Annotated in this window: 14 protein-coding genes and 1 other RNA gene; 6 read left to right on the top strand and 9 right to left on the bottom strand. The window is 41.6% G+C overall.

The window, feature by feature from the left end; genetic code table 11:
- The first annotated feature begins 3 nt into the window (after nucleotides 1-3).
- From FE394_RS07915 to FE394_RS07905, 3 genes are all read left to right on the top strand, one after another.
- Nucleotides 4-3,153, top strand: coding sequence for an efflux RND transporter permease subunit (locus FE394_RS07915; protein WP_319925845.1), 3,150 nt, complete (start codon nucleotides 4-6; stop codon nucleotides 3,151-3,153).
- A gap of 850 nt (nucleotides 3,154-4,003) precedes the next feature.
- Nucleotides 4,004-4,372, top strand: coding sequence for an Hha toxicity modulator TomB (gene tomB, locus FE394_RS07910; RefSeq protein ID WP_319925844.1), 369 nt, complete (start codon nucleotides 4,004-4,006; stop codon nucleotides 4,370-4,372).
- Nucleotides 4,373-4,418: 46 nt separating this feature from the next.
- The gene (locus FE394_RS07905) at nucleotides 4,419-4,622 is read left to right on the top strand and encodes an HHA domain-containing protein (protein WP_010845060.1); all 204 of its coding nucleotides are present in this window, start codon (nucleotides 4,419-4,421) and stop codon (nucleotides 4,620-4,622) included.
- A 113-nt stretch (nucleotides 4,623-4,735) separates the two neighbouring features.
- Here FE394_RS07905 and ffs read toward each other — a convergent pair.
- Nucleotides 4,736-4,832, bottom strand: an RNA gene (gene ffs / locus FE394_RS07900) — signal recognition particle sRNA small type.
- A gap of 566 nt (nucleotides 4,833-5,398) precedes the next feature.
- On the opposite strand from ffs, the gene tesB reads away from it, so the two are divergent.
- Nucleotides 5,399-6,253 (top strand): acyl-CoA thioesterase II, encoded by an 855-nt coding sequence (tesB, locus tag FE394_RS07895; RefSeq protein WP_319925843.1) that lies wholly within the window; start codon nucleotides 5,399-5,401, stop codon nucleotides 6,251-6,253.
- Nucleotides 6,254-6,409: 156 nt separating this feature from the next.
- On the opposite strand, the gene amtB is transcribed toward tesB, so the two are convergent.
- The 5 genes from amtB to FE394_RS07870 form a co-directional block, all read right to left on the bottom strand.
- Nucleotides 6,410-7,690 carry an ammonium transporter AmtB gene (gene amtB / locus FE394_RS07890; RefSeq protein ID WP_319925842.1) on the bottom strand — a complete coding sequence of 427 codons (1,281 nt, stop codon included), beginning with the start codon at nucleotides 7,688-7,690 and terminating at the stop codon, nucleotides 6,410-6,412.
- 40 nt (nucleotides 7,691-7,730) lie between these two features.
- Nucleotides 7,731-8,069, bottom strand: coding sequence for a P-II family nitrogen regulator (glnK, locus tag FE394_RS07885; RefSeq protein WP_319925841.1), 339 nt, complete (start codon nucleotides 8,067-8,069; stop codon nucleotides 7,731-7,733).
- Nucleotides 8,070-8,236: 167 nt separating this feature from the next.
- Nucleotides 8,237-10,015, bottom strand: coding sequence for a SmdB family multidrug efflux ABC transporter permease/ATP-binding protein (locus FE394_RS07880; protein WP_319925840.1), 1,779 nt, complete (start codon nucleotides 10,013-10,015; stop codon nucleotides 8,237-8,239).
- The gene (locus tag FE394_RS07875) at nucleotides 9,999-11,747 is read right to left on the bottom strand and encodes a SmdA family multidrug ABC transporter permease/ATP-binding protein (protein WP_319925839.1); all 1,749 of its coding nucleotides are present in this window, start codon (nucleotides 11,745-11,747) and stop codon (nucleotides 9,999-10,001) included. The genes FE394_RS07880 and FE394_RS07875 overlap by 17 nt, the downstream gene beginning before the upstream one ends.
- A 56-nt stretch (nucleotides 11,748-11,803) precedes the next feature.
- Nucleotides 11,804-12,274, bottom strand: coding sequence for an Lrp/AsnC family transcriptional regulator (locus tag FE394_RS07870; protein WP_319925838.1), 471 nt, complete (start codon nucleotides 12,272-12,274; stop codon nucleotides 11,804-11,806).
- Nucleotides 12,275-12,396: 122 nt separating this feature from the next.
- On the opposite strand from FE394_RS07870, the gene FE394_RS07865 reads away from it, so the two are divergent.
- Both FE394_RS07865 and queC read left to right on the top strand, forming a co-directional pair.
- Nucleotides 12,397-13,449 (top strand): PLP-dependent cysteine synthase family protein, encoded by a 1,053-nt coding sequence (locus FE394_RS07865; protein WP_319925837.1) that lies wholly within the window; start codon nucleotides 12,397-12,399, stop codon nucleotides 13,447-13,449.
- Nucleotides 13,450-13,481: 32 nt separating this feature from the next.
- A complete protein-coding gene (gene queC, locus FE394_RS07860) occupies nucleotides 13,482-14,180 on the top strand; it encodes a 7-cyano-7-deazaguanine synthase QueC (protein ID WP_319925836.1) in 699 nt (232 codons plus the stop codon).
- A 71-nt stretch (nucleotides 14,181-14,251) separates the two neighbouring features.
- Here queC and FE394_RS07855 read toward each other — a convergent pair whose 3' ends face one another.
- From FE394_RS07855 to ppiD, 3 genes are all read right to left on the bottom strand, one after another.
- Nucleotides 14,252-14,650, bottom strand: a complete 399-nt coding sequence (locus FE394_RS07855; protein WP_319925835.1) for an acyl-CoA thioesterase — start codon at nucleotides 14,648-14,650, stop codon at nucleotides 14,252-14,254.
- A gap of 148 nt (nucleotides 14,651-14,798) precedes the next feature.
- On the bottom strand, nucleotides 14,799-15,191 hold the full coding sequence (locus FE394_RS07850) for a ComEA family DNA-binding protein (RefSeq protein ID WP_319925834.1): 393 nt from the start codon (nucleotides 15,189-15,191) through the stop codon (nucleotides 14,799-14,801).
- Between the two features lie 148 nt (nucleotides 15,192-15,339).
- The gene (gene ppiD / locus FE394_RS07845) at nucleotides 15,340-17,220 is read right to left on the bottom strand and encodes a peptidylprolyl isomerase (RefSeq protein WP_319925833.1); all 1,881 of its coding nucleotides are present in this window, start codon (nucleotides 17,218-17,220) and stop codon (nucleotides 15,340-15,342) included.
- Nucleotides 17,221-17,381: the final 161 nt, after the last annotated feature.

Genomic DNA, 17,381 nt, shown 5'->3' with positions numbered 1-17,381 from the left:
TTCATGCCTAAGTTTTTTATCGAGCGGCCAATATTTGCATGGGTAATTGCAATTGTAACTATGCTTTCTGGTCTATTGGCAATAATGAAATTACCTGTGGAGCAATATCCTGCAATTGCTCCACCATCTATTTCTATCTCTGCGGTTTATCCAGGAGCTGATGCAACAACGGTACAGAATACTGTCACTCAGGTTATTGAACAGAATATGAATGGTATCGATAATCTGGTGTATATGTCTTCTAACAGTGATTCTGCTGGTCACATGGCTATCACTCTCACCTTTGAAGCGAATACAAATCCGGATATCGCCCAAGTTCAGGTACAAAATAAACTGCAACTGGCTATGCCTCTGTTACCCCAAGAAGTGCAACAACAAGGCGTTAGCGTTGATAAAACAACCAATTCATTTTTAATGGTTGCAGGATTTATTTCTGAAAATGGTTCAATGAGCCAGGATGACATTGCAGATTATGTTGGAGCCAACGTAAAAGACTCCCTGAGCCGCGTCACAGGGGTCGGTGAGGCTCAGCTGTTTGGTACTCAGTATGCTATGCGTATCTGGCTCAATCCTGATAAATTGATTAACTATAAAATGTCCACGGAGGATGTCATCAATGCCATTAGAACACAAAACAATCAGGTTGCAGCCGGGCAGTTAGGGGGAACGCCTCCCGTTCCTGGACAACGCTTAAATGCATCGATCATTGCTCAGACCCGTCTGAATTCTCCTGAAGAATTCAGCGATATCTTGCTGCGTGTAAATCCCAATGGCTCACACATTCGCCTGAAAGATGTCGCTACCGTTGAGCTTGGTGCTGAAAACTATAGCATCATTGCTCGGTTCAATGGCAAACCTGCAGCAGGTATCGGTATCAAACTGGCTACCGGCGCCAACGCACTGGATACGTCGAAAGCCGTCCAAGAAGCTCTGGCTGAGATGAAGCCATTCTTTCCGTATGGATTGACTGTCGTATATCCATACGACACTACACCATTCGTTAAGATTTCTATTTTCGAAGTTGTGAAAACGCTGACTGAAGCTATCCTGCTCGTCTTTGTTGTGATGTATCTGTTCCTGCAAAACTTCAGGGCCACGTTGATTCCGACCATTGCGGTTCCCGTTGTATTGCTGGGTACATTTGCCATTCTGGCCGCATTTGGCTACTCCATCAACACACTAACCATGTTTGCCATGGTGCTCGCCATTGGTCTGCTTGTGGACGACGCCATCGTTGTGGTGGAGAACGTTGAGCGTGTCATGCAGGAAGAGGGGTTATCCCCCAAGGAAGCCACCAAGAAATCAATGGGGCAAATTCAGGGTGCTCTGGTCGGTATCGCTCTGGTGCTTTCCGCCGTATTTGTTCCAATGGCATTCTTCGGAGGAGCAACCGGGGCCATTTACCGTCAGTTCTCAATCACTATTGTCTCGGCGATGGTTCTGTCTGTACTGGTGGCTTTAATCCTGACACCCGCACTCTGTGCTACCATGCTAAAACCTATCGCCAAAGGCAGTCATGGTATCCAAACAGGTTTCTTTGGGTGGTTTAACCGCCTATTCGAAAAGAGTACCCATCACTATACCGATAGTGTTGCCCGTATGCTGCGTGGTACAGGTCGTTACTTGGTCATCTATGTCATGCTAGTCGGCTGTATGGCTTGGATGTTTTCCAGCCTGAAATCTTCTTTCCTGCCTGAAGAAGATCAGGGCGTATTGTTGGCTATAGTTCAATTACCGTCTGGCTCGACTCAGGAACAGACACAAAAGGTATTGGATCAAATCAATGATTACTTCTATACCGAAGAAGAAAGTGTTGTTAAATCTGTGTTTACAGTCAACGGCTTTGGGTTCGGGGGTCAAGGGCAAAATGCTGGCCTGGCATTTATCAGCTTAAAGGATTGGGAACAGCGCAAGGATGAGAAAGACAAAGTCCCAGCCATCGTTGGACGTGCAAATGCCAATTTCTCTCAAATCAAGGAAGCACTTGTCTTCGCATTTAATATTCCTTCAATTGTAGAGTTGGGTTCTGCCAGTGGTTTTGACTTCCAATTGATTGACAGAGGGAACCTTGGACATGAAGCACTGACCCAAGCACGTAATGAACTGCTTGGTAAGGTTGCCCAACACCCTGAGATGCTGAAGAATGTCCGTCCTAATGGACAAAATGATACGCCTCAATACCGTCTTCATATTGACCAGGAAAAAGCAGAAGCACTGGGTGTTTCCGTTAACAACATCAATTTAACATTAGGTACAATGTTTGGTGGACGTTATGTTAATGACTTTATTGATCGCGGTCGCGTCAAAAAAGTTTATATCCAGTCTGAGGCCTCTCACCGTATGTTGCCAAAAGACATCAGTAATATGTATCTCCGCAACTACCTCGGCGAAATGGTTCCATTCTCTGCATTTATAGATACATCCAAGGAACCATGGGTTTATGGTTCTCCACGTTTGGAGCGCTATAACGGCTTGCCATCCATGGAAATCGTTGGTGAGGCCGCGACAGGAAAAAGTACCGGTGATGCCATGGCATTCATGGAGGAACTCGCATCTCAGCTACCAAAAGGGATTGGCTATGACTGGACGGGTATGTCGTTTCAAGAGCGTCTGTCTGGTAATCAGGCACCGGCATTGTACGCACTGTCATTGATCGTCGTGTTCCTTTGCCTCGCTGCTCTATATGAAAGCTGGTCAATACCTTTCTCTGTCATGTTAGTTGTCCCTCTGGGAATTATTGGTGCATTGGTGGCAACCTCAATTCGTGGCTTGGACAGTGACGTTTACTTTAAAGTTGGGTTACTGACAACAATTGGTCTATCAGCGAAGAATGCTATTCTTATCGTAGAGTTCGCCAAGGATTTGATGGAGAAAGAAGGCAAAGGGTTAATAGAAGCAACCCTGGATGCAGTCAGAATGCGTTTACGACCCATTCTGATGACTTCTTTAGCCTTTATGCTTGGTGTTATGCCTTTAGTATTGAGCAATGGCGCAGGTTCAGGTGCTCAAAACGCGGTAGGAACTGGTGTACTGGGTGGTATGATTGCCGCGACATCGTTGGCAATCTATTTCGTCCCTGTATTCTTTGTTGTTATCAAGCGTCGGTTCTCGAAGAAAAATGAGGAAGTTGAACATATCTCATCCCCTCATTAAATTTAACTGTGCTAAAAAAGGCCACTTCAGTGGCCTTTTTTAATGAACAAAAATCATTTCAAACAACGAATTCATAATCTTACAATATTTGAGCTAAAGTCTATCCATAATCTATACCCAATGGATTTCAAGATGCAGTGCGACGGCAAGGGAAAGAATCTCCTGGGGACATAGATAACCGTATATTAATAAAAACGGTGACTGGGATAAGTGAGGGTAGTCAACAAAGCTGTGACTTGAAAAACAACAGGTATAATTAAAATAAATACTGATGAAAGATGGTCTGCGTCTAAAAGTGATATCTTTCTGTTTTTTATAATAAATAGAAGATAAATTGGTAACTTTCCATGTTTTTCTTCTAATTACACATTTGATGGTAAAAAGAGTTCCATCTCGATGGTGACATATGTAATAATGATACTATATTGGTTTTGAAATTCGCAATACAATCGCCTATAATGGCCTTTGTACCATTGCTGCGATATCTGCTGTATTAGCATAACTTAATATATTTAACGGTATACGTAGATAAACTATCCCTTATAGTAGATATAGTAGAGTACCAAGATTTTGTCAAAACTCAGTTTTTTTGGCAAAGCTAGGCGTTTTTGCCTGAACTAAATGTACCCTGAATCAAATGTACCTGAACCAAATGTACCTGAACCAAATGTACCTGAACCAAAAGTAAATTAGCCCTTTTTAAACCCTGTTGGCAAATGTGCAAAATAGTGTTTAATATTAATAAATAATAATCATGTTTTGATAGGCTCTATTCTGAAAGAATGACTATAATAATTAACATGTATAAGTCTTAGTTCAAATAAGCCGTGCATCGTTTATGGGGGTGATTATGGATGAATATTCACCAAGAAGACATGATATTGCTGAATTAAAATACTTATGTGAAGATTTAATTCAAGAAGCGCTTTCAGTCCTGAATCGCACTGATAATCATTGGATTCACGATCTGACCTCCGAGAAAAGCTTAAAACTAAACGAATTGATCGAGTACATTGCAGCTTTTGTCTGGAATTTTAAAATTAAATATTCAGATAACTACGATCTCAGTACCTTAATTGATAACTATCTGGATGAAACATATAATTTATTTGGAAGTGATAAGATAAGCTTTCTTGAACTTACCAAATGGCAAAAAACAAACGAACACTTAACTAACATTTTGTTACATGATTTGAATGCTGCTTTAAGCAAAATCTGATAAATATATTTCTAACTATTTTTATACCAAATAAGATAAGGCGACCATGACTAAAACTGACTATCTGATGCGTTTGAGAAAATGCACTTCTATTGAAACACTGGAACGTGTAATTGAAAAAAATAAATATGAGCTTTCAGATGATGAGCTTGAATTGTTCTACTCCGCAGCTGACCACCGCTTAGCTGAACTTACCATGAATAAACTCTATGATAAAATCCCATCATCTGTTTGGAAATTTGTCCGCTAAGCTCCAGTGATCAGATAGTAAGTGATTAAAGCCGGTAGTTTATTATCGGCTAACTGCACGAACTCACTCTGGGGCGAAGGATAAACTGAACATGAAATGGAAATTGGTGAGGGCCCTGCCAGCGACATCCCGGCACACACATCCCTTGCTATGGCTGCTTCTTTCCAGACCTGACCAAGTTAACAAGTTAGCGTTGCGGGAGAACCAACAGAGCCCTCATTGACGTTAGCTTCAAATTTCAAAGCGGTGGTCATTATCTTTCATACATAATAAAATAGCAAGACCACACCATTTGAATGCTGCTTTATTGCTCTTAATGCTGTAAAATCAATCAAAAATAGCATCAGAAAAACAAAACACTTGTTGTCTAAAAACAGTTAAACTATCTTCTAAGCCATCGCCCGAGACAAGTTAGCATACATACCACAGCAATAAACAAATAACATAATAAACAACTGTACTCAGTTACACGGAACACTCACGTTTATATCTGATGAAAAGATAATAATTTTCACCAGATCAACTTAAATCAAATCCCCTCCTAAAGACGAAAAATAATCCATATAAATCAATAAATAAACATCGGAACTAATATCACTCGCATTATTTAACAAGCATTGTTAAGATTAACAGTGATAATCCAGATAAGTAATAACAACATAAAGATAAATTTATTTATAATTTTAATCTATTTATTTTCTTATAAAGAAAAGTTTATTATCTGAAATCGTTAATTTATACATTTTTAATCTCTCCCAAAAAAGCAAAGGCACATTATGAGTCAGGCATTACAAAATTTAATTAACCTGATACATCTGGAAAAAATAGAAGAAGGCATTTACCGAGGACAGAGTGAAGATTTAGGTTTCCCCCAAGTTTTCGGCGGACAAGTGATAGGTCAGGCTCTATATGCTGCAAAACAAACTGTAGCAGATGACCGAATGATTCATTCCTTCCATAGCTATTTTTTGCGTCCGGGGGATAGCCATAAGCCCATTGTTTATGATGTTGAAATATTGCGGGATGGAAAAAGCTTCAGTGCTCGCCGTATCAGTGCAATACAACATGGACATCCTATTTTCTACATGACAGCGTCCTTTCAAGGTCATGAGGAAAGCTTTGAACACCAAAATACCATGCCAATAGTCCCCCTTCCAGAAGAGCTAGAGTCTCAGGAAGATATCTCAAAAAAAATGGTTGACTCACTCCCCACTAAATTAAAAACGGTTTTTTCCGCACCACCTCTGGAAATGAAACTGATTAAACCTCACAGCCTACCTAATCAGTCACCAAAAGATCCTGTTCGTTATGTTTGGTTCCGCAGTAATGGAAAAATGCCGGAAGATCCATTCCTTCACTATTGTTTACTGGGTTACGCTTCAGATTTCAATTTCCTGCCTACATCATTGCAGCCCCATGGGGTCAGATTTATGGAACGTAATATGCAAGTAGCGACCATTGATCATTCAATGTGGTATCACCGCCCTTTCAATATGGATGATTGGTTACTCTATTCAATTGAGAGTCCATCAGCATCAGGCGCTCGTGGCTTTGTTCGTGGGCATATCTATAACCGTGAAGGAGTACTTATCGCTTCTACCGTTCAGGAAGGCGTTATCCGTAAGTGGTAATGTATAAAAAATACTGTATGCCGTAATAACAGCCATAAGGTCTTGTTCGGATAAAAATCGCTCAGATAAACATTATCCGAATAGATGTTCTCCTGTTGAATATTGTCCTGTTATTACGGCACGGCAGGTATATAGTTTTTCTGGAGAAAAGTACCATCAATTGTAAGCACTTTCACCGTGTGAAGTAATATCCAGCCCTTCTCTTTCGGATTCAATGCCAATACGTAATCCAACCAACTTATCAGCAATCTTAAATGAAATATAAGCAGTTACCGATGACCAGACAATGCAGACCAATACACTAATAGCCTGAATACCAAATTGCCTCAGCATCGTCATTCCTTCAGGAAATCCCGTCCCACCTAAAGCCGATGCGGTAAAAATGCTTGTTAATAAACAGCCAATGATGCCACATACCCCATGCACACCAAAAACATCACAGACATCATCAACACGTAGCCATCGTTTTAGTATGACGACTCCCCATAAACCGGCAATTCCCGCAATTATCCCCATAATCAACGCCCCACCGATACCAACCGTGGCCGCAGCCGGCGTAATGACCACTAAACCTGAAATACAGCCAGAGCATGCCCCCAAAAGGGAAGGCTTCTGACGAAATAACCACTCAGAGAAAATCCATGATAATACTGCTCCTGCTGTTGCCACTACGGTATTTACCAGAGCCAGTGCTGAGATGGCGTTTACTGCACCCGCAGAACCTACATTAAAACCAAACCAGCCAATATAAAGAATTGCGGTACCAATGAAAGTCATTGGCAAATTATGCGGTTTAAACGCTTCCCGCCCAAATCCTGAGCGCTTTCCAAGTAAGTAAGCCCCAACCAATCCTGCTGCCGCTGCATTAATATGAACAACAGTTCCACCAGCAAAATCCAAAGCGCCATCCTCAGCAAGCCAGCCACCTCCCCACACCATATGCGCAATAGGAATATAAGATGCTGTTAGCCATAACACGCTAAAAATCAATAACGCGGAAAAACGAATTCTTTCGCACAATGCCCCCACAACCAAAGCCACCGTAATACAAGCAAATGCGCCTTGAAAAACAACATAAATTAACTGGTAGAAACTGCCATTCAAGTCAGTTATGGATATATTTCTCAGCATGACCTGATCAAATCCACCCCAAAATTGGTTTCCTACATCAAAAGTCATACTGTAACCATAAACAACCCAAAGCACACAAACCAATGAAAAACTGACAATTACCTGTGACATTAATGACAAAACATTTTTACGGCGCAGTAATCCTCCATAAAACAAAGCAATCCCCGGGATCGTCATAAACAGAACAAGTACCGTATTTATAAACATGAACACCGTATCAGCTTTATCGAGCGTTTTTTCCGCAGCAAAAGCGAATGAAGGCAAACTGGCCACAATGCCAATTATGGATAAAAATTGCTTCTTCATTTTAAATCCCCTATTTATTTCCCTACTTTTATTTCCCTACTTATAGTGCCAAATCATTCGTTTCACCCGTTCTGATCCGGACAGCATGCTGCAATTCAAAGATAAAAATCTTTCCATCGCCCATTTTGCCCGTGAACGCAGTCTGTTGAACTACATTAATAATTTCTTCAACCAGCTCATCATGGATAGCGATATCAATCTTTACCTTAGGTAAAAAATTAACGTTATATTCAGCACCACGATAAAGCTCGGAATGGCCTTTTTGGCGTCCAAATCCCTTTACTTCAGTGATAGTCATGCCTTGCACACCAATATCAGCAAGCGCTTCACGGACTTCTTCCAGCTTAAATGGTTTTATGATGATGGTGATTAGTTTCATACTTTTCCCCGTTTTTGCAGTGTTTGCATAGAAAGGTATATGCAAGGGGGATGCCAAAAATTAAAAACTATATGTAATCAAATGATTATCGGAAAAATCTTTAAGAGAGGGATAAAAAAAGGGAGCAGCAAGCTCAGCCACTCCCGATATGTACTCTATAATGCACTCTAAATGTGCACGGGCTCATTCAAAGTCTCACCAACCTGCTGAAGTTGGTACATTTGATAATAGCGTTCACGCCTTGCCAGTAGCTGTTGATGATGCCCTTGCTCAACAATTGCACCACGGTGCAGCACTAATATGGAATCAGCTTCAATAATGGTTGAAAGACGATGAGCAATCACCACCAATGTCGTCTGCTTGCGGATCATGCCCAGAGCCTTCTGTACTGATTGCTCTGTTCCCGAATCAATGTTCGCAGTTGCCTCATCTAAAATAAGGATCTGGGGTGTCTGCACCAGAACTCTGGCCATTGCCAAAAGTTGTTTTTGCCCTGCGGAAAGCGTATTTCCTTGTTCACCCAGTACTGAATTCAAGCCATCAGGTAAATTACGGATAAACTCAGCTAATTGAACCAGTTCCAACACTTCCCATATTTTTTCTTCACTGACATTCCGCCCCAACGAGATATTGTCGAAAAAAGACGCTGCCAGAATCACCGGATCTTGCTGCACCATTGCGACACCATTACGCAACACAGCATGAGAAAGTGAAGATACGGGGCGTTCATCAAGATAAATTTCACCGTCTTGCCACGGGTAATACCCCATTATCAAATTAGCCAGAGTACTTTTTCCACTTCCCGTATGCCCAACCAAAGCCAAAAATCCACGAGGGGGAACATGCAGATTGATATCTCTCAGTACCAGTTTGTCATCCCGATAAGCAAAATTAAGGTTTTCAATATCAATTGAGCCACTCGCCAACGCCTGCATATCATTACCATATTGCTGCTGCGGGCTATCCATTAACTCAAAAACCCGCTCTCCCGAAACGACAGCCTGCTGTAATAACGATTGCTGGGCTGTTAACTCGATTAATGGTTCATTTAATCTGCCAAGATAGTTAATAAAGGCGTACAGGACACCTACACCAATAACTTCTGTTCCTTTGAATCCAAATAGTAAAAGCAAACCACACAATATTGCAGTAGAAAAAAAACTTAATAATGGTCTCAATAAAATGCCATCTAACCGTAAGGCCTGCATTCGAGCCAGATAGTGCGCTCGGTTAGTAGCCAGCATTTTTTCACCAAAACGGGCTTGCTGGCGAAATTGCTGAATCACGGTCATGCCATTAATCACTTCATTAAAACCATCATTTATATCAGCCAAATAAGCGCGAACCCGTCTAACGATTGGAATACTGAAACGCTGATAGATAAACATAACCAGTAATACCGCAGGAAATATCACGATCGCAACAGAAGCCATACGCCAATCGAGCACAAACATGGCTATTAACATGGCTCCAATCAGGGTGATACTGCGAAACACGGTAGGGATTACATTTACAAACAGATCTTTAATGACCTCAGTGTCATTCGTTACACGAGATATCAACTGCCCTACAGGTTGATTATCAAATGCGCTTAATGGCTGTCGCAGTGCGGAGTTCATAACATCAGTGCGAAGCTGCTGTACCACTCCGACGGATGCCTGATTAAAAAATAGAGTCTGGTAATAATGCAAAATGGCAGAAATAATCTGTAAGGCCAAAAATGCAGCTGCCAGCCCGATGACCACATCAAGTGGCAGGTTTCCTGTTGCTACCATATTGTCGATAAAATAACTCACAAGCAATGGGCCACTCACTTCTGCCAATGCGGCAAGCCATAACATCAGCGCAGCAATTATCATGGGCTTACGGTAATTTTTACTGTAAGAGAGCAGGCGCTTTAATGACGGCCATAACTTGCGCATATGAGTATCAGTCATTTTCCCCATCCAATGCGGCTTCCAGTTGTTGGTAATGGTACATGTCAGAATACCAGCCTGATTGCGCGATAAGTTGTTTATGCTGGCCCTGCTGAGCAATCATGCCACGTTGCATCACCAATATATTATCTGCCTCTGTTAATGCGGACAGCCGGTGTGCACTGATAATAACAGTACGTTGTCGCCGCCATTGGCTGAGATTTTTCATGATTTGATGTTCTGTGTGCCCATCAACAGCCGAGAGAGCATCGTCGAGAATCAAAATTTCCGTATCTAATAACAAAGCCCTGGCGATGGATATGCGTTGTTTTTGCCCGCCAGAAAGCATCACACCCCGCTCTCCTACTTCCGTTTGGTAGCCTTGGGATAATCGCAAAATATCATCATGTACATTTGCCAAACGGGCGACTTCTTCTATTTGCTCTTGAGTTGCATCAGGTCGCCCTAATGCAATATTGCCAGCCACGGTATCCGAAAACAGGAAGGGAGTCTGGTTGACGATAGCCAACCGCGAACGCCACTCATCCATTCTGAGAGCAGAAATATTCTGCGACTGAAAAAGAATTTCGCCATCAGTGACATCAAATTGTCGCTGCAATAAGGCCAGCAAAGTACTTTTCCCTGATCCTGTTGGGCCACAGAGTCCCAATAACTGACCAGGCTCTAGCTGAAAACAGATACTATTCAGGATAGGCCTATCGTTTTGGGGATAAATAAAGGTATTGATATTTGTCTGTAAGATCCCCCGCCCCGGAGATAAAGACAATGAGCCATCGGCAATTACCAGAGGTTCTTGCAGTAAACTACGAATACGTACGTATGCAGCACTTCCTCTCTCTACAATATTGAACATCCATGCCAACGCCAGCATTGGCCAGATCATCAACCCCAAATACATAACAAAACTGGTCAGTTCACCAAGTGTCATGGTTCCATTCACGACCATCCAGCTCCCTCCGCCAACAGCCAAGAGATTTGCGACACCGATAGTAATGAAAATGGTAGGATCGAAACGTGCATCCATGCGTGCAACATGCATATTTTTACGCCCAGCATCAATAGCAACTTCTTCAAACTGATTGGATTGCATTTCTTCCAATCCAAACGCTTTTATCATGCGAATACTGGTCAAACTTTCCTGAGCATGGTTATTCAATACAGAGAATGCGCCTTGCGCAGATTTAAAACGATAGTGAAGCTGATCGCCATAATACTTAATTGCTAATGCCATAATGGGCATGGGCAATAATGATAGCAGCGTTAATTGCCAGCTGATCTGTACACTCATTACGATAAGGACAGCACATCCCATGACTAAGGCATCAATTAAAGTAAGTACTCCCTCGCCCGCAGCAAACACAACTCTGTCAACATCGTTTGTTGCGCGGGCCATGAGATCTCCCGTCCTGTGACGCAAATAGAACTCAGGATTCTGACTACTCAGCCTCTGATAGAAATCACTGCGCAATTTAACGGCGAGTTTATAAGACGCACCAAACAGCCATACACGCCAAACATATCGCAGCCCATAGATTGCCAACGCGATAAGCAGCATTATCCCTAACCACATCAATAACCGGTCGGATGACATAGTTTTAGTGCGGATGCCATCAACGATGATCCCAACCAAGCGAGGAGGGATAAGTTGCAGCACTGCAATCATGACGAGAAAAATAACAGCACCCAAATAGCGCCGCCATTCACTAATAAAATACCAACCTAATTGTGAAAATAATCTCACACACCTATTCCCGAGGTAAAAATGAAAGAGTTAGCGCTTACCAACCAAAGGGATCTTCATATTGTTGAATCTGGTATTGGCAACGCCGTTGTATATTTTATTTTCTCCATTGCAAAATTGGAGGTTACATCAATCAAACCAGAAATCCCATTGACCATGCGTTTGTAGAACCGATCATAACTTTTCATATCAACAACTTCTACATGCATTAAATAATCATACTCCCCAGCCATTCGATAGAACGTTAAGACTTCCGGCATCTCTTTGATGAAGGTGACAAATTGCTCATACCATTCACTGCTGTGTTGCTGGGTTTTGATCATCACGATTACTGTCAAGCTAAGCCCGAGTTTCTCACCATTTAGCAATGCAACTTTTCCAACAATATACCCATCATCTTCAAGTCGTTTAAGGCGTTTCCAGCAAGGCGTAGAAGTCAAATTAACAGCTTCTGCCAGCGCATTCAGGGATACACTACAATCCTGTTGGAGCAGTCCCAGTAGCTTACGATCTATTTTGTCTAGCATATCTAAATCCTGTAGAAATATTTCCCAAATATAACGGATAAATACAGAAAAATAACAATCTATTTCTCTAAATATCAGGGTAATCTATATACCACTACGGTATTATTATTCAGGGTCAATTTATGTCGTCTTTATGGGCCACAAAAGCCATAAAAACTATCCAAGCTGATTATCAACGCAGCGCTGATACACATCTGATTCGTCTGAATCTCCCTATGTTTCCGGGCATTCATCTCTACCTCAAAGATGAGAGTACTCATCCCACAGGTAGCCTGAAACATCGACTTGCACGTTCCCTATTCCTTTATGCGCTCACTAATGGCTGGATCAAGGAAGGAACACCTATTATTGAATCTTCATCTGGCAGTACAGCGGTTTCAGAAGCGTATTTTGCCCGTCTGCTTGATTTGCCTTTTATTGCAGTCATGCCTTCCTGCACCGCCAAACGTAAAGTTCAGGAAATTGAGTTCTACGGTGGTAAATGCCATTTTGTGGAGCATTCAGCCATGATCTATCAAGAGTCAGAGCGTCTGGCAAAAGAGCTGAATGGTCATTATATGGATCAATTTACCTATGCCGAGCGAGCCACCGACTGGCGAGGAAACAATAACATTGCAGAGAGTATTTTCTGCCAGATGCAACTCGAACCCTTTCCTGAACCAAATTACATCGTTATGAGTGCAGGAACGGGTGGTACATCCGCAACACTTGGCCGCTATATCCGCTATCAGGGATATAACACCAAGCTGATTGTTGTTGATCCTGAAAACTCAGTTTTCTACGATTGTTATAGACAGAATCGCCGTGACATCTGCGGAAATACCGGCAGTAAAATCGAAGGTATCGGTCGCCCGCGCGCAGAACCGTCTTTTATTCCTACAGTTATTGATGACATGCTCCAAGTTCCTGATCCAGCTACTATTGCCACCATTTATTGGCTTGAAAAATTAATTGGCAGAAAAACGGGGGCATCAACAGGAACTAACGTCTGGGGTGCTTTGCAGCTTGCCAAACAAATGCACGATGACAACCAACAGGGAGCAATAGTTACATTACTTTGTGATAGTGGAGAACGTTATCTGGATACTTATTACAATCCAGAATGGGTTCACAATAATATCGGTGATATCACACAGTATCTAACACAGCTACCCAAATTAAACGGTTATGAGTAACATATCTCCTTCAATTTACAGAGGCAGATATCATGAAACGAGCCGTTGTTGTTTTCAGTGGTGGGCAGGATTCCACCACTTGTTTAATTCAGGCACTCCGTCAATATGACGAAGTTCACTGTATCACTTTTGATTATGGACAGCGCCACCGAGCTGAAATTGATGTCGCCTGCCGGATTAGCAAAGAGTTAGGTGCTGCTGCCCATAAGGTACTTGATGTTACTTTACTGAATGAGCTTGCAATCAGCAGTCTGACAAGAGATGACATTCCTGTGCCAGATTTCAGTACAAGTGAAAAAAGTGGTCTTCCAAGTACTTTTGTGCCCGGTCGTAATATTCTGTTTTTAACGTTGGCAGCAATTTATGCTTATCAGGTTGAAGCTGAAGCCGTTATTACTGGTGTTTGTGAAACTGATTTTTCAGGCTATCCAGATTGCCGTGACGAATTTGTTAAGGCACTGAACAAAGCCGTTAGCCTTGGTATCGCCCGTGATATCCGTTTCGAAACGCCCCTAATGTGGTTAAACAAAGCGGAAACCTGGGCACTGGCTGATTATTATCAAAAACTGGAGTTTATCCGTAACCACACACTCACTTGTTATAATGGCATTCAAGGTGATGGATGCGGTGAATGTGCAGCCTGTCATCTCCGAGCCAAAGGATTAAACAATTATTTAAATAATACTCAATCAACTATGGCAGAGATGAAATCCAAAACACATCTAAGCTAACCAAATTGTTTATTAAACCTTATCTATGAGAGGTCCCATGAACCTCTCATTCACTGTTCTGGTTATTATGGTCAGCTCGTGTATGCTTCCATCCTTTCCCGTAGTTCTCCTTCCAAAACGAGTGCTTTTTGGGTCTTCAAGTCAATACAAGCAAATGTAGTCAGGGCATCAGCAATAATTTTATTATCACTCCTGCGTGTAATTTCCTGAAAAAATGTGCCGCTTTTATTACGTAGCTCTTGCATGGAAGATTTGACTTCCAATTCATCTGTCACCACCGCAGGATGACGATAATTGATATTAATATTTACAACAACAAAACCAATTCTTTTACTGTTTAGCCATTCCAGCGTGTCATCTTCTGTTAGTAAATCCCAACGGGCTGCTTCCAGAAACTCTAAATAACGCGCATTATTCACATGCTGGAAAAGATCGATATGATAGCCCCTGACTTTGATAATCGTGCTCATTACTATTTTTTTCCTTACACTCATCCGACCAGATAAGATATAACAATAGCAAAACAAGTTAATTACAATAGTGTTAAATGAATTATTCTTGATCGGTATCACAGCCCTCTTGATAGAAATATAACAACTTAGCAAGAGGGCTTAATGCTTAGTGAGTCAATTTATCTCGATTCTTTTCTATAAAGATAGGACCAATACCTTGAACTTCCTGTAATTGCTCTATTGCCGTAAAGGGGCCATATTTTTCACGATACTCAATAATTGCCTGTGCTTTTTTTACGCCAATTCCATTAAGTTCTTTCGCTAACTCTTCAGCATTTGCAGTATTTATATTAAGGAGTCCTTTCCCCGATATTTGCTGACCTGAAACCTGCTCTGTCCCTTCTTTTGAGCCATTATTCTCAGCAGTGGTTTTCTGCTGACTAATCGTCTGCTTTACTGTTTTATCGACAGGTTCGTTCACCGTGGTTGCATGAGATAACGGTATATTGATACAAAAAGCCATAATGAATGAATTGAATAATATCCTTAAATACTTCATGTAAATCTCTCCATGTTTTGTTGACGGAGAAGAGATTGCCATAACAATATTTCTGGACAATAGGCAAGATTCAAATATGCGAAAGGCCACGAAAGTGGCCTTTTTCAATTACTGTTTTGCAAAAACTATTGCGAGTGACTTCGCAATTTTATTCGATTTGACCGTACTTAATATCAGCATTATCACGCAAGTTATTCATCAGGGATTCCAACATGATATTACCAATTTGGTACTGATAACCGTCTATAGACTGTTTAATCTGGTCGTCTGTCATCGAACCCGGAACCACTTTATCCAATTGGATAAGAACCGTGTTACCCAGCTCATCTTGTGCTACACCATATTCAGCCTTACCATCTTTAGGGTGAGGCAAATTGAATGCCACATCACTAGCCTGATTGGTTTGTGATGCGCGTTTTATCACTGTAGGTTGCTCAAACTGAATCTCCGCATCTTTCAATGCCTGTTCGCCTTTACCCTCTTTCAGGGCAGCCAGCAGTTTTTCGCTTTCAACCTGAAGCTGCTTTTCCGCTTTCTGGCGTTTTACCAGTTCCTCAACCTCAGTTTTAGCCTGTTCAAGCGACTGAACTGTTTCCGGTTTAAAGTCGTCCACGCGCACAATGAAGGCTCTGTCACCATCAACAGAAATTACGTCAGAGTTAACGCCTGTCGTTCCTTTATCATCAACCAAATTACCAGAGAAAATAGCCTGAACAACCTGACTGAAATTGATATCTGCAGGAACATTGTCGCGATCAAACCAGTCAGTAACCACTGCTTTATAGCCCGCTGCTTTTTCTGCTGCTACTAAAGATTCATTATCATTGGCTGCGGCATCGCTTACTTTTCTCTGCAATGCATAAAACGCATCAACTGCTTTTTCCTGCTTAACGATTTTTTCTATGTCCGAACGGACATCCGCCAATGATTTGACTACCTGCGGTTTGATATCATCCAAACGGAAAATAGCATACCCATTGGATAATTTTACGATATCAGAAAGTTGCCCTTGCTTTGACAGGTTGGTCGATTTGAGCTCATTAGGCAGAGAACTCTCTTCCATCCAACCGAGATCCCCTCCTTTCTGAGCAGAAAATTTATCTGTCGATTTTTCTGATGCCAATTGACTGAAATCAGCACCTTTCTTTAATTCATCCAAAATCGATTTAGCTGCAGAATCTGAGTCCGACTGGATAAAACTGTATTTTTTCCTTTCAGATTCAGTATATTGCGACAGATTGTTTTTATAATACTTATCAATATCAGCATCAGATACGGTGACATTTTTCAGTTCATCCGCAGCATCCATCTTGATGTAACTGATTTTTACCTTTTCTGGCACAGTGAAATGCTTACTGTTCGCGTCATAGTAGTTTTTCAGTTCTTCATCCGTGACTTTTTGCTGTGCTTCAATTTTTTTCAATTCAAGTGTCGCATAACGTACAGTTCTTTCTTGTAAAAGAAGCGAGAATTCCTGTTTGACTTCAGTCGGTAATGCAATTTCTGAACCTATCAATATTTGACTCAATTGACGGTTGATCAGATCCTGACGAATCTGTTCAGCAAAGCTATCTGGACTTATGTTTGAACGGGTAAGCCAGCTCAAATAATTCTGATATTTGTTGTTATCAAATTTATTGTCAGTCTGGAAGAAAGTTAAGCTACGTATTTCCTGAGTAACCTGTTCATCACTGGCTGATAAACCCAGCTTGTGTGTGTATTGCTCAACCAGAGCCGCATTGATAAGGCGATCCAATGCCTGACGCCGAATCTGCTGTATTCTCGGTTCATCACTTAACAAAGTTGAGAATTGATCACCCAGTCTCTCCTGCAATGCATTTTTTTCTTGTTGAAATGCCTGCTCCAGCTGAGCACGACTAATGGTTTGACCATTCACTTTGGCAGCATAACTACCACTTTCGCTTGACAGGTAGCCTGTTACACCTGTCAATAAAAAGGTCAGGATAATTAGAGCCAACACAATTTTAAGCACAGGACCGTTTGCCGCCGTGCGTAGGTTGTCCATCATAAAGACGTAAAACTCCGCTTTAGTGAAAAAGAAACTGTCATATTACGCTAATTCAAACGTTAAGAGAAAAAAAGCGCACCAATCAATTGATGCGCTTATATTCTAACCTATCAACCCAGTCTAGTCAGTTGAAGTTTAATGCAATAGTCAAACTGAAAGAC

Origin of the sequence: Xenorhabdus littoralis, from assembly GCF_033949345.1 — a bacterium.
GTDB classification, from domain to species: domain Bacteria; phylum Pseudomonadota; class Gammaproteobacteria; order Enterobacterales; family Enterobacteriaceae; genus Xenorhabdus; species Xenorhabdus littoralis.
This window is presented reverse-complemented; position numbering and strand designations above follow the sequence as displayed.

Coding starts and splice junctions, on each gene's coding strand:
- FE394_RS07915 (WP_319925845.1), top strand. CDS start 4: ATGCCTAAGTTTTTTATCGAGCGGCCAATATTTGCATGGGTAATTGCA.
- tomB (WP_319925844.1), top strand. CDS start 4,004: ATGGATGAATATTCACCAAGAAGACATGATATTGCTGAATTAAAATAC.
- FE394_RS07905 (WP_010845060.1), top strand. CDS start 4,419: ATGACTAAAACTGACTATCTGATGCGTTTGAGAAAATGCACTTCTATT.
- tesB (WP_319925843.1), top strand. CDS start 5,399: ATGAGTCAGGCATTACAAAATTTAATTAACCTGATACATCTGGAAAAA.
- amtB (WP_319925842.1), bottom strand. CDS start 7,690: ATGAAGAAGCAATTTTTATCCATAATTGGCATTGTGGCCAGTTTGCCT.
- glnK (WP_319925841.1), bottom strand. CDS start 8,069: ATGAAACTAATCACCATCATCATAAAACCATTTAAGCTGGAAGAAGTC.
- FE394_RS07880 (WP_319925840.1), bottom strand. CDS start 10,015: ATGGGGAAAATGACTGATACTCATATGCGCAAGTTATGGCCGTCATTA.
- FE394_RS07870 (WP_319925838.1), bottom strand. CDS start 12,274: ATGCTAGACAAAATAGATCGTAAGCTACTGGGACTGCTCCAACAGGAT.
- FE394_RS07865 (WP_319925837.1), top strand. CDS start 12,397: ATGTCGTCTTTATGGGCCACAAAAGCCATAAAAACTATCCAAGCTGAT.
- queC (WP_319925836.1), top strand. CDS start 13,482: ATGAAACGAGCCGTTGTTGTTTTCAGTGGTGGGCAGGATTCCACCACT.
- FE394_RS07855 (WP_319925835.1), bottom strand. CDS start 14,650: ATGAGCACGATTATCAAAGTCAGGGGCTATCATATCGATCTTTTCCAG.
- FE394_RS07850 (WP_319925834.1), bottom strand. CDS start 15,191: ATGAAGTATTTAAGGATATTATTCAATTCATTCATTATGGCTTTTTGT.
- ppiD (WP_319925833.1), bottom strand. CDS start 17,220: ATGATGGACAACCTACGCACGGCGGCAAACGGTCCTGTGCTTAAAATT.